The organism is Isoptericola variabilis, from assembly GCF_050311655.1.
Classification (GTDB): domain Bacteria; phylum Actinomycetota; class Actinomycetes; order Actinomycetales; family Cellulomonadaceae; genus Isoptericola; species Isoptericola variabilis.
On record NZ_JBNOZM010000001.1, the window covers coordinates 705,929 to 718,477 of the forward strand.

At 74.7% G+C, this 12,549-nt stretch carries 10 protein-coding genes; 7 read left to right on the forward strand and 3 right to left on the reverse strand.

All coding sequences use genetic code 11. The features are described from left to right. Positions 1 to 80: 80 nt before the first annotated feature. Positions 81 to 464, reverse strand: a complete 384-nt coding sequence (locus tag ACQP60_RS03400) for a MerR family transcriptional regulator (RefSeq protein ID WP_429728414.1) — start codon at positions 462 to 464, stop codon at positions 81 to 83. Positions 465 to 547: 83 nt separating this feature from the next. Here ACQP60_RS03400 and ACQP60_RS03405 point away from each other — a divergent pair, with 83 nt between their 5' ends. Beyond that, positions 548 to 1,795, forward strand: a complete 1,248-nt coding sequence (locus ACQP60_RS03405) for an MFS transporter (RefSeq protein WP_429728415.1) — start codon at positions 548 to 550, stop codon at positions 1,793 to 1,795. 48 nt (positions 1,796 to 1,843) lie between these two features. Here the strand turns inward: ACQP60_RS03405 and ACQP60_RS03410 are convergent, their stop codons facing one another. After that, positions 1,844 to 2,650: a hypothetical protein gene (locus ACQP60_RS03410; protein ID WP_429728416.1), complete on the reverse strand. Its 807-nt coding sequence runs from the start codon at positions 2,648 to 2,650 to the stop codon at positions 1,844 to 1,846. A 166-nt stretch (positions 2,651 to 2,816) separates the two neighbouring features. On the opposite strand from ACQP60_RS03410, the gene dxr reads away from it, so the two are divergent. Both dxr and ACQP60_RS03420 read left to right on the forward strand, forming a co-directional pair. Further along, on the forward strand, positions 2,817 to 4,016 hold the full coding sequence (gene dxr, locus ACQP60_RS03415) for a 1-deoxy-D-xylulose-5-phosphate reductoisomerase (RefSeq protein ID WP_429728418.1): 1,200 nt from the start codon (positions 2,817 to 2,819) through the stop codon (positions 4,014 to 4,016). Between the two features lie 67 nt (positions 4,017 to 4,083). Further along, positions 4,084 to 5,406 (forward strand): M50 family metallopeptidase, encoded by a 1,323-nt coding sequence (locus ACQP60_RS03420; RefSeq protein ID WP_429728419.1) that lies wholly within the window; start codon positions 4,084 to 4,086, stop codon positions 5,404 to 5,406. 8 nt (positions 5,407 to 5,414) lie between these two features. Here ACQP60_RS03420 and ACQP60_RS03425 read toward each other — a convergent pair whose 3' ends face one another. Beyond that, positions 5,415 to 7,805 (reverse strand): glycosyltransferase, encoded by a 2,391-nt coding sequence (locus tag ACQP60_RS03425; RefSeq protein WP_429728420.1) that lies wholly within the window; start codon positions 7,803 to 7,805, stop codon positions 5,415 to 5,417. Positions 7,806 to 7,986: 181 nt separating this feature from the next. On the opposite strand from ACQP60_RS03425, the gene ispG reads away from it, so the two are divergent. The 4 genes from ispG to ACQP60_RS03445 all read left to right on the forward strand — a co-directional run bounded on the left by ispG (position 7,987) and on the right by ACQP60_RS03445 (position 12,548). Continuing rightward, complete coding sequence (gene ispG / locus ACQP60_RS03430; RefSeq protein ID WP_429728804.1) at positions 7,987 to 9,129, forward strand: flavodoxin-dependent (E)-4-hydroxy-3-methylbut-2-enyl-diphosphate synthase; 1,143 nt, start codon at positions 7,987 to 7,989, stop codon at positions 9,127 to 9,129. A 79-nt stretch (positions 9,130 to 9,208) separates the two neighbouring features. Beyond that, entirely contained in the window at positions 9,209 to 10,153 is a 945-nt protein-coding gene (locus tag ACQP60_RS03435; protein ID WP_429728421.1) for a GNAT family N-acetyltransferase, read from the forward strand. 119 nt (positions 10,154 to 10,272) lie between these two features. Next, complete coding sequence (gene tdh, locus ACQP60_RS03440; protein WP_429728423.1) at positions 10,273 to 11,355, forward strand: L-threonine 3-dehydrogenase; 1,083 nt, start codon at positions 10,273 to 10,275, stop codon at positions 11,353 to 11,355. Between the two features lie 2 nt (positions 11,356 to 11,357). Continuing rightward, the gene (locus ACQP60_RS03445; protein ID WP_429728424.1) at positions 11,358 to 12,548 is read left to right on the forward strand and encodes a glycine C-acetyltransferase; all 1,191 of its coding nucleotides are present in this window, start codon (positions 11,358 to 11,360) and stop codon (positions 12,546 to 12,548) included. The last annotated feature ends 1 nt before the right edge of the window (position 12,549 follow it).

The following is a 12,549-nucleotide window of genomic DNA, read 5'->3' on the forward strand; positions in this document are numbered from 1 at the left end:
ACCTGACGAGGGCCGCCGACGACACGTCGGCGGCCCTCGTCGTCTCGGCGGCCACCGGCGGCTCAGCGGGCCCTGTCGTGTCAGTCGGCCGCGGCCTCCGACAGGAGGGCCGCGTGCTCGGTGCGGGTGAGGACGTCCCGGATCGTGTCCCGGCTGCGGCTGAGGCAGGCGATCTTGTCCTCGATGCCGACGAGCTCGGCCGCGAGCAGCTCCGCGACCGTGCGGGGGCAGGTGGGCGCCTCGGCCGCGCTCGCCTCCTCCATGTCGAGCAGCACCTTGATGAGGCGGGTGGGGATGCCGGCGCGCACCATGCCCGCGACCCGCGACACCCGCTCGACGTCCTGGTCGGAATAGGTGCGGTACCCGTTCGCCGCACGGTCGGCCACGAGCAGGCCCTGCTGCTCGTAGTAGCGCACCAGCCGCGGTGCGACGCCCGTGCGCCGGGCGACCTCGCCGATCTTCATCGCGTGCCTTCCCGAGGATCCGGGACCCGTGGTCCGGATCACCCTTGACATTGACATCAATGTCAAACTCTAGCGTCGTCGTCATGACGACTTCACGATCCCCGCAGACGACGTCCGACCGGCTCCCGTGGCCGTCCCTGGTGGTGCTGGGTGCGGCCACGTTCACCATGGTCACGGCCGAGATGCTGCCCACGGCGGTGCTGCCGCAGATGAGCGCGGGGCTCGGCGTGCCCGAGTCCCGCACCGGGCTGCTCGTCTCCCTCTGGGCGGCCGTCGTGGTCGTCGCGAGCTTTCCGCTGGTGCGGCTCGTGGCCGGCCGGGACCGGCGCACCGTGATCGCCGTCGCCCTGCTGGTCCTCGCCGCGTCGTCGGCGGCGACCGCGCTGGCGCCCGCCTACGGGGTGGCGGTCGGCGCCCGGCTCGCGGGGGCGGCCGCGGTCGGCCTCCTCTGGGCGTCCGCCAACGCGCACGTCGCCGACCTCGTGCCCGACCGGCAGCTCGCCCGCGCCGTGGCCGTCGTGCTCGGCGGCGCCACGCTCGGGATGGTGCTCGGCACGCCGCTGGCGAGCCTCGTCACCCGGGCCGTGGGCTGGCGCGCGGCGTTCGCCGGGCTCGCGGCGCTGACGTTCCTGGTCGCCGTCCTCGTGCGGACGGTCGTCGCGGCCGCCGCGGTGCCCCGGACCGACGACGGCGGGCTGTCGGTGCCCCACGGCGCGCCGGCCGGCGGTCGGGGGCCCGGCCCGATGGTCGCGGTGACCATGATCGTCGGCGTGCTCCTCGTCGGCCACTACGGGGCCTACACGTACGTCACGCGGCTCGTCGAGGCGCCGGCGGCGGCCGCCCCGGGCGGCGTCAGCACGCTGCTGCTCGTGTTCGGTCTCGCCTCCGCGCTGGGCGTGGTGCTCGCGGGGCGGTTCGGGGCGCGGACGGCGCCGGCGCTCGCGCTGAGCGCCGCCGGGACGGCGCTGGCGCTCCTGGGGCTCGCGGTCGTGGACGCGCACCCCGTCGTCGGCGTGGCGGTCCTCGTCGCGTGGGGCGTGGCCTCCGGCGCGCTGCCGCCGCTGGCGCAGACGCTGATCCTGCGCCTGGGCGGCCCGGAGCGGCGGGCGACGGCGGGCGCGCTGATCCCGGTGGTCTTCAACGGGGGCATCGCGGTGGGCGCGGCGGCGGCGTCCCTCGTCGTGGCGCGCGGCGGTGCGTCCGCGCTGCCGGTCCCGGCGGCCGTGGTGGTGGCGACGACGACGGTCGCGCTCGTGGTGGGCGCACGGGCCTGGTCTCGGCCCGCCAGGGAGCGTCGCGCGCCCCTCGCCCGCAGCGCGGCCGGGGTCTGACCGAGGCGGTGGCGGGCGTCCGCGGGTCCCCGGCCGCCCGCCCCGACGTCAGCAGGCGGGCGCGAGGGCTCGGCCGCTGCCGGTGTTGAGGTACGCGTCGGACACCCAGTTGCCGGGGCCGATGCGGTACCAGAGGTTCGTCGTGCCGCGGGTGCCCGTGACCGTCTGCCCGCGCGCGTGGCACAGCAGCGGCACGCGCGCGGCGTCGGCGGCGGCGCCGGTCCACCGGTACCCGGTGCCGGGGCCCGTGCGGACGTTGAGCGTGCCGCCGTCGGCCGCGACGATGCCGGTGCGCGCGGACCCCTGCCACAGGTAGGTCACGTCGATCCAGGCGTTGGAGCGCAGGCCCAGGCCGTCCCAGTAGGTGCCGTCCGCGAGGTCGATGCCGGCGGGGTTGGTGACGGTACGGCCGTACAGGTCCGTGCCGCCGTGGTGGCCGAGGCGGTAGGCCGCGGACGCCTGCGGGGTGCCCTTCGGCAGGTCGCGGGCGGCGTGCCGGGTGGCGCTCCAGTAGTCGTCGACGGTGTTCCACGGGCCGACGTCCCACACCGGCGCGTACTCGCACCGCGTGCTGTCGGCGCGGCAGACCCGGACGGAGAACGCGCCGTCGCCGTCGGCGGACAGGGCACGCCGGGACGGCAGCGCGACGAAGTGGTCCCGCTCGGAGATCTTGTGCCCGTTCGCGGTGTGCTTCCCCACCAGGCCCTCGCGGGTCGCGAAGATGCGGTGCGTCTCGCCGTCGCCGTCCGCGGCGGCGGGTGCCGCCAGCCCGACGACGGCCGCCGTGACCAGTGCGGCGACCCCGGCGATCGTGCCCATGGCGCGCTTGCCGACTATCACGCGATAAGTACGCATGTATGCGAACGTAACCGGCGTCACACCGCGCCGCGACCGGGCGGGGGAGATCCTCGTCCGGAAGTCAAGCACCGGAGCGGGTGAAATCGGCGCGATTTCGCGGCGTGTCGAGAGGCCGGAAGGACGACGCGATCGGACGGCGAGGACGCCTGGGATGATGGGCGGCATGCCCGAGCAGACGCCTGACCAGCACGCCCGTACCGTCACCCTCCTCGGTTCCACCGGCTCGATCGGCACGCAGGCCATCGACGTCGTGCGCGCGCACCCCGGGCGGTTCCGGGTGGAGGCGCTGAGCGCGGGCGGCTCCGACGTCGCCCTGCTCGCGGAGCAGGTCGCCGCCGTCGGGGCGGCCGCCGTCGCCGTCGCGGACGCCGCGCGGGCCGACGACCTGCGGGCCGCCCTGGTCGCGCGGCTCGGCGCCGCGGCGGGCGACGTCGAGGTGCTGGCCGGCCCCGACGCCGCGACCGAGCTCGCCGGGCGGGGCAGCGACGTCGTCCTCAACGGCATCACGGGCTCGGTCGGTCTGCGGCCCACGCTCGCGGCGCTCGCGGGCGGCTCGACGCTGGCGCTGGCCAACAAGGAGTCGCTCGTGGTGGGCGGATCGCTCGTCAAGGCGGCGGCCGCGCCGGGCCAGATCGTGCCCGTGGACTCCGAGCACTCGGCGATCGCCCAGGCCCTGCGCGGCGGGACGCGGGAGGAGGTGCGGCGCCTGATCCTCACGGCGTCCGGCGGGCCGTTCCGCGGGCGCAGCCGCGACGACATCAAGAAGGTCACGGTCGACGAGGCGCTCGCCCACCCCACCTGGGACATGGGGCCCGTGGTGACGGTGAACTCCGCCTCGCTCATGAACAAGGGCCTGGAGCTCATCGAGGCGCACCTGCTGTTCGACGTGCCGGCGGACGACATCACCGTGGTGGTGCACCCGCAGTCGGTGGTGCACTCGATGGTGGAGTTCCACGACGGCTCCACGATCGCGCAGGCGTCCCCGCCGGACATGAGGCTGCCCATCGCGCTGGGCCTGTCGTGGCCGGAGCGGCTCGACGTCGTCACCCCGCCCTGCGACTGGAGCCGGGCGGCGTCGTGGACGTTCGAGCCGCTCGACGAGGCGACGTTCCCCGCCGTCGGGCTGGCGCGCGCGGCGGTGGCGGCGTCCGCCACGCACCCCGCGGTCTACAACGCGGCGAACGAGCAGGGCGTGGCGGCGTTCCTCGCGGGGCGCATCGGCTTCCTCGACATCGTCGAGACGGTCGAGCGCGTGCTGGACGAGCACGACGGCGTGGCCGCGACCGAGGTCACGCTCGCCGCCGTGGAGGGCGCCGAGCGCTGGGCGCGTGCGCGCGCCGACGAGATCCTCGCACGCTCCTGACGAGCCCTCCACGCGCGGCGCCGACCGGCGTCGGGCGGGTGGTCCGTGGTGACCTAGGCTCGGTGCCGTGGACCAGCTACTCGCGTGGGTGATCGGCATCGCGGTGATGCTCGTGGGCCTCGCCGTCTCCATCGGCCTGCACGAGGTGGGGCACATGGTGCCCGCCAAGAAGTTCGGCGTGCGTGTCAGCCAGTACATGGTGGGCTTCGGGCCCACCCTCTGGTCGCGCGTCAAGGGCGAGACCGAGTACGGCGTCAAGGCCATCCCGCTGGGCGGCTACGTGCGGATGGTCGGCATGCTGCCGCCCGCCCCCGCCGGGACGCGCCGCCGCGAGAGCTTCTTCGGGCAGGTCGTCGCGGACGCGCGGGACGCGTCGGTGGGCGAGATCCGTCCCGGCGAGGAGCACCGGGCGTTCTACGAGCTGTCCACGCCCAAGAAGCTGGTGGTGATGCTCGGCGGGCCGGTGATGAACCTGCTCATCGCCGTCGTGCTGACGTTCGTCGTGCTGGTCGGGATCGGCGCCCAGACGATCACGACGACGGTGGGTGCCGTGAGCGAGTGCACCCCCACCTCGACCACGGCGGACGGCGCTCCCGTGTGCGGTGACGGCGCCGCGCCGTCGCCCGCGGCCGCGGCGGGGCTGCAGCCCGGCGACGAGATCGTCGAGTGGGACGGCACGGCCGTCACGTCGTGGGAGCAGCTCTCCGGCATGATCGCCGACGCCCCGGACCAGCAGGTCGCGGTCGTGGTGGAGCGGGACGGGGCCGAGGTGCCCCTCACCGTGACGACCTCCGAGCGGCAGGTCCCCGTCGTCGACGCCGACGGGACGGCGAAGGTCGGGGCCGACGGGCAGCCCGTCACCGAGACGGCCGGGTTCCTGGGCGTCACCCCCACGCAGGAGTACGTGCCGCTGCCGCTGTCCACGGTGCCGGAGGCGGTGTGGCAGCAGGTGTCGGGCACGGCGCAGCTGATCGTCACGCTGCCCGCGCGGGTGGTCGACGTCGCCGTCCAGACCTTCACGGACGAGCCCCGCGCGGCCGACGGCCCGATGGGGCCGGTCGGCGTGAGCCGGGTCATCGTCGACGCGATCGCGGCCGACGGCCCGCTGCTGTCGACCCTCTCGATCGTGCTGAGCATCCTCGCGTCGCTGAACGTCGCGCTGTTCATGTTCAACCTCATCCCGCTGCTGCCCCTGGACGGCGGGCACGTGGTGAACGCGCTCTACGAGGGCGCCAAGCGCACGGTGGCGCGGGTGCGGGGCCTGCCGCGGCCAGGGCCGGCCGACGTGGCGCGCATGATGCCGGTCGCGTACGTGATGTTCGTCGTGCTCGTGGGCACGGGCGCGCTCCTCATCGTCGCCGACGTCGTCGACCCGGTCCGCCTCTTCTAGCCCTGCCCTCAGGCGCCCTTGCCGGGCGGCGCGGTCGGCTTGGCGGAGGGATCGTTCCGCGAGCCTTGCGGCTCGGTGGGCCGGTTCGACGGGGTGGGCTGCGACGCCTGAGTGGGCTGCGTGGTGGGCTGAGTGGTGGGCTGGCTGGTCGGCCGGGTGGTCGGCGCCGTGCCGTTGCCCGGGCCGTCGGTCGCCGTCGGGGTGGGCGTGGGATCCGCGCTGGGCTCCGTCGTGCCGGGTTCGGTGGCGTCCGGCTCGTCGTCGGAGGCCGGCACGACCCCGTCTCCCTCGGACCCGCCGTCGGGCGTGCTCGCCGGGTCGTCCGCGGGTTCCTCGCTGCCGGGGTCCTGGGGTTCGGCCTCGTCGGTGTCCGGGGCCGTGTCGGGGAGAAGCTGGTCGTCGGGCACGCGCGCGGCCTCCAGGGCCGACGGGACGGACGGGCGCTCGGGCAGGGTCGTCGGCCACACGGTGACCACGATGACCGCGGCCATCGCCGCCCCGACGGCCACCGTGCCGCCCCACCACGCGGTCTCCCAGCTGGTCAGGCCGCGGCGCCGGCGCCGCGCGAGGTCCTCGGGCAGGTGGCTGCGCAGCGCCGCGACGCTGTTGTACGGCGCCAGGAGGAACCCCACCCCCTGCAGCGCGAGCAGCGCGCCGACCGCCACCGCCGACGTCGTGCCCTGCCCGACCGCCACCGCACCGACGGCGAGCGCGACCGTCCCGATCACCAGCTCGGTGAGGTTCGCGCGCAGCGCGTACGCGGTGCTCAGCTCGCCGCGCTGCTTCGGCGTGCGCAGGAAGACCCCCTCCCGCGCGACCAGGCCGCGTACCGAGGCCGACGCCACCACCCAGCCGAGCGCGACCCACAGGCCGAACGCCCCGAGCGCGTCGCGCCACCGGGCACCCGAGCTGCGGCGCGTGAGCACGACCGCGCGCGAGAGCCCCAGGAGCACGAGGACGACCGTGCACAGCACGAGCACGTCCGACAGGCGCCGCACGACCGTGCCCGTGCCGAGGACGGCGTCGGCCGCGCCCAGCAGCAGGAAGCCGGTGAAGACGACCGACGCGACGTCGCCGAACCACTGGAGCCCGCCGACGAGGTACGCCCAGCGCTGGGCGAGGGTGAGCCGGTTCGCCGTCGTCGGGCGCCCGGGCAGCAGGGAGCGCCAGTGCATCCGCAGGATCTGGATGCCGCCGAAGCACCAGCGGAACCGCTGCCGCTTGAGGGCCTCGAACGTGAGGGGCATGACGCCGCGGCCGTAGGAGCGGTCGACGTGCACGCCGCGTCCGCCGGCGCGCAGCAGCCGCAGGGAGAGCTCGGCGTCCTCGGTGATGCACCACTCGTCCCAGCCGCCCTGCTCCTCGAGCGCGCTGCGCCGGATGAGGCCCATGGTGCCGCCGAAGATCGCGCCGTTGCGCTCGTTGCGCGACGCCTGCGACACGTCGAAGAAGTACCCGTACGAGTAGTACAGGCGGCGGAAGTAGGACGACACGTCCCAGTCGCGGTAGTCCTGCGGCGTCTGGAGGAAGCTGAGGCTCGGGTCGGCGAACATCGGCGCGCAGTCCGCCAGGAAGTCGGGCTCCACGAGGTAGTCGGCGTCGATGATGCCGACCAGCTCCGTCCGCGGGTCGGTGTGCCGCAGGGCGAGGTTCAGCGCGCCGCTCTTGAAACCGGCGAGGCCCTCGACGTGCAGGAACGTGATGCGGTCGTGCGTGGCGCAGAACTCCTCGACCGGCCGCCAGAGCGCGGGGTCCGACGTGTTGTTGTCGATCACGAGGATCTCGTACGCGTCGTACCGCTGGCGCAGCAGCTGCCGGAGGGTGGCGATCACCATGTCCGGCGGCTCGTCGTGGGTCGGCACGTGCAGGCTGACGAACGGCCGGGCCCCGCCGGGCGGCAGGTGCCGCGGGTCGACGGACGCCGGCCACTGCCGGCGGGTGAGCACGTCGACGAACTCCCACAGGTGCCCCAGACCGATGAGGACGACGAAGGCCTCCACGAGCCAGAGCACGCCGCTGGCGAGGGCGGCCCCCGCCGACGGCGAGGCGGTGAGCGTCCAGGTCGCCGTGTACGCGAGGAACGCGACCGACGCCAGGACGGTCACGGCCCAGGCGGCCAGCCCGCGCACGGCCCACGACCGACCGACCGGCCACCACGCGAGCACCGACCCGCCGACCAGGACGGCCACCACGCCCGTGCGTGCGGGCGGGGCGCCGAGCAGCAGCGCGACCGCGCCTCCGGCGACCGCCAGCACGGCCGCCACCAGCAGCACCGTGGCGGCCGGTCGCGGCTCGGCGTGGCGCCGCCGCCGGCGCCGGCCGGTGGCGAGCACGACGCCCGTGGTGGGGACGAGGAGGACGACCGAGACGACGAGGACCAGTCCGAGGAGCGCGAGCACCGCCACAGAGTAGGGGACACCCCGGCGCCTCCGGACCGGGAGGGCGGCGGTGCGCGCCCGCGTGAAGAACGTGCGACGAGAGTGGCACCGCACCGTGGACGGCCGGCCGTGGGGCCGGCCCGTGTGCGTGACCAGGCCCAGGAAGCGCGATACTGGCACCGTGACTGCGATCAATCTCGGCATGCCGTCCCCGCCCGCACCCACGCTGGCCCCCCGCCGCAAGTCCCGCAAGATCCAGGTGGGCAAGGTGGCCGTCGGCGGCGACGCGCCGATCAGCATCCAGTCGATGACGACCACGCCGACCACGGACATCAACGCGACGCTGCAGCAGATCGCCGAGCTGACCGCCGCGGGCTGCGACATCGTGCGGGTCGCGGTGCCGACGTCCGACGACGCGGACGCGCTGCCCGCCATCGCGAAGAAGTCGCAGATCCCCGTCATCGCGGACATCCACTTCCAGCCCAAGTACGTCTTCGCGGCGATCGACGCCGGCTGCGCCGCGGTGCGCGTGAACCCGGGCAACATCCGCAAGTTCGACGACCAGGTCAAGGAGATCGCGCAGGCGGCCTCCGACGCCGGGGTCTCCCTGCGGATCGGCGTCAACGCCGGCTCCCTCGACAAGCGTCTGCTGGAGAAGTACGGCAAGCCCACGGCGGAGGCGCTGGTCGAGTCCGCGGTGTGGGAGGCGAGCCTGTTCGAGGAGCACGGCTTCCACGACTTCAAGATCTCCGTGAAGCACAACGACCCGGTCGTCATGGTGCGCGCCTACGAGCTGCTGGCGCAGCGGGGCGACTGGCCGCTGCACCTCGGCGTCACCGAGGCGGGCCCGGCCTTCCAGGGCACGATCAAGTCGGCCACCGCGTTCGGCGCGCTCCTGAGCCAGGGCATCGGCGACACGATCCGGGTGTCGCTGTCGGCGCCGCCGGTCGAGGAGGTCAAGGTGGGCACGCAGATCCTGCAGGCCCTCAACCTGCGCCCCCGCAAGCTCGAGATCGTCTCCTGCCCGTCCTGCGGGCGGGCCCAGGTGGACGTGTACACGCTCGCGGAGAAGGTCACCGCGGGCCTCGAGGGCATGACGGTCCCGCTGCGCGTCGCGGTCATGGGCTGCGTCGTCAACGGCCCGGGCGAGGCGCGCGAGGCCGACCTCGGCGTCGCGTCCGGCAACGGCAAGGGCCAGATCTTCGTCAAGGGCGAGGTCATCAAGACCGTCCCGGAGGCGATGATCGTCGAGACCCTCATCGAGGAGGCGATGCGTATCGCCGAGACGATGCCCGCCCCCGAGAACGACGCGCAGGCCGGGGCCCCGGAGGTCACGGTCGGCTGACGGTTCGGCCCGAGGAGCCGCACCGAAAGGCGGCATCGGGGACGATGGCGGAAGGGCCCACGGCGGCGAAGGGGGCGTGATGGGCGGCTGGCGACCGGCGGTGCGGACGCGTGGCGACGCGCGCGGCCTCGACGTGCGCCGCCCCCGGGCCCGCGTCCTCGGGCAGGAGGACCTCGCCGAGGCGCGCGCCCTGCTGGCCCGCGACCCGGTGACCGCCGTGCTCGCGGCGGCGCGGCTCGAGGTGGCCGCCGCCGCGGGGTTCGCCGCCGCGGGCGGCCAGGCGTGGGGTTTCCCCGCGTCCGGCCCGCTCGTCGCGGTGTGCTGGTCGGGCGCGAACCTCGTCCCCGTGCTGGCCCCGGACCTGGTGGGCCGCGACGCCGACGACGCGATCGCGGCGTTCGCCGCGACGGCGCGCGCCCAGGGCCGGCGATCGTCGTCGATCGTGGGGGAGCGGACGGCGGCGCTCGCGCTGTGGGACCTGCTCGCGCCCCGCTGGCCCCCGGCCCGTGAGGTGCGCGCCGACCAGCCGTCCCTCGCGATCGCGCGGGACCCGGACGTGGAGCCCGACCCCCAGGTGCGGCGCTCGACGCTCGACGAGGTGGACGCCGTGCTGCCCGCGTGCGTGCGGATGTTCGCGGAGGAGGTCGGGTACGCGCCGGCCGCCTCCCCGGGCAGCGCGTACGCCCTGCGCGTCCGTTCGCTCGTGGCCGAGGGGCGGTCGTTCGTCCGCACGGAGCCGCAGGTGCCGGGCCCCGGCTCGGGACCGGGGCCGTTCGTCGCCTTCAAGGCCGAGCTGGGAGCGGTGGCCGGCGGGGTGGCGCAGGTGCAGGGCGTGTGGGTGGACCCGCTGCGCCGCGGCCGCGGGCTGGCGGCGCCGGGCATGGCCGCCGTCGTCGTCGCGACCCGCCGCGAGGTGGCGCCGGTGGTCTCCCTGTACGTCAACGCGTTCAACGCACCCGCGCTCGCCACCTACCGCCGGGTGGGCTTCGAGCAGGTCGGCACGTTCACGACCGTGCTGTTCTGACGGGGCTGAGCCGACATGCCCCGCGGTTACCGGATCCGTCCGGATCGTGAGATGGTACGCGGCGTGACGACGCATGCGACGCGGGATGCACGGGTGTCCGAGGCACCGGCGGGCGCCCGATGAGGGCGCTGTACAAGCCGGGGCCGGGCCCCGGGCTGGAGCTGGTGGAACGACCCGAGCCGGAGGCCGGCGTCGGGGACGTGAAGATCCGCGTGCTGCGCACCGGCATCTGCGGCACCGACCTGCACATCGACCGCTGGGACGACTGGGCCGCGTCCACGATCGCCGCGCCCCTGGTGCCCGGGCACGAGTTCGTCGGCGAGGTCGTCCAGGTCGGGGAGATGGTGCACGACGTCGCCGTGGGCGACCTCGTCTCCGGCGAGGGGCACATCGTGTGCGGCACGTGCCGCAACTGCCGCGCCGGTCGCCGCCAGATGTGCATCCGCACGCAGGGCCTGGGCCTGCACCGCGACGGCGCGTTCGCCGAGTACGTGGTGCTGCCCGCCACCAACGTGTGGGTGCACCACGCCGAGGTCGACCTCGACGTCGCGGCGATCTTCGACCCGCTCGGCAACGCGGTGCACACGGCGCTCGCGTTCCCGGTGATCGGCGAGGACGTGCTCGTGTCCGGCTGCGGGCCGATCGGGCTCATGGCGATCGCGGTCGCCCGGCACGCCGGCGCGCACCTGGTGGTGGGCACCGACGTCAGCCCGGCCCGGCTCGAGATGGCGAAGGCGATGGGCGCCGACGCCGCCCTCGACGTGCGCACGGCCCGGGTCGCCGACGCGCAGCGCGAGCTCGGCCTGCGGGAGGGCTTCGACGTCGGGTTCGAGATGAGCGGCGCCCCGAGCGCGCTGCCCGAGATGATCGCGAACATGAACCACGGCGGGCGGATCGCGATGCTCGGCCTGCCGTCCGCGCCGATCGCCGTCGACTGGGGCACGGTCGTGACCCACATGCTCACTCTCAAGGGCATCTACGGCCGGGAGATGTTCGAGACGTGGCAGGCCATGGACGCGATGCTGCGCACCAGCGCGACGCTGCGCGCGGCGATCGCGTCGGTCGTCACCGACCGGCTCCCCGCGAGCCGGTGGCGCGAGGGCTTCGAGGCCGCGGCGTCAGCGCACGGCGGCAAGGTCGTGCTCGACTGGACGGCCTGGGACGCCGACGCTGAGGACGGCGCACAGGACGAGGAGGCGTAGCGATGTACGGGACGTTCCGGGACCATCTGGCGGGCGAGCTCGCGGCGATCGAGAGCGCCGGGCTGACCAAGCACGAGCGCGGCATCGCCGGACCGCAGGGCGCGCGGATCCGCGCCGACGGCGCCGAGCTGCTGAACTTCTGCGCCAACAACTACCTGGGCCTCGCGGACGACCCGCGCATCGTCGCGGCGGCGCGCGACGCCCTCGACACGTGGGGCTACGGGCTGGCCAGCGTGCGGTTCATCTGCGGCACGCAGGACCAGCACCGGGCCCTCGAGCAGCGGCTGGCGGGCTTCCTCGGCACGGACGACTCGATCCTGTTCTCGTCGTGCTTCGACGCCAACGGCGGGGTCTTCGAGACGCTGTTCGGCGCCGACGACGCGATCATCTCCGACGCGCTCAACCACGCCTCGCTCATCGACGGCATCCGCCTGTCCAAGGCCGCCCGGTTCCGCTACCGCAACCGCGACATGGCCGACCTGGAGGACCAGCTGCGCGCGGCCCGCGACGGCGGCGCGCGCCACGTCGTGATCGTCACCGACGGTGTGTTTTCGATGGACGGCTACCTCGCGCCGCTGCGCGAGATCTGCGCCCTGGCCGACCGGTACTCCGCGCTCGTCCTGGTCGACGACTCGCACGCGGTGGGCTTCATGGGCTTCCGCGGGCGGGGCACGCCCGAGCTGCTCGGCGTCGCCGACCGCGTCGACATCCTCACGGGCACGTTCGGCAAGGCCCTCGGCGGGGCGTCGGGCGGGTACGTGGCGGCGCACCAGGAGATCGTCGACCTGCTGCGCCAGCGCGCCCGCCCGTACCTGTTCTCGAACACGCTCGCGCCGATGATCGTGGCGGGCACCCTCACGGCGCTCGACCTCGTGGAGACGGCCGGCGACCTGCGCGAGCGGCTCACCGCCAACGCGGAGCTGTTCCGCACCCTGATGACGGAGGCGGGCTTCGACCTGCTGCCCGGCGAGCACCCGATCGTGCCGGTGATGTTCGGCGACGCCGTGCTCGCCGCGAAGGTGGCGGCGGCGATGGGGGAGCGCGGCGTGTACGTCACGGCCTTCTCGTTCCCCGTCGTGCCGCGCGGCGAGGCGCGCATCCGGGTGCAGCTCTCCGCCGCGCACACGCCCGAGCAGGTGCGCGCGTGCGTCGAGGCGTTCGTCGCCTCCCGAGAGGCGGTCGCTGCGGGCTGAC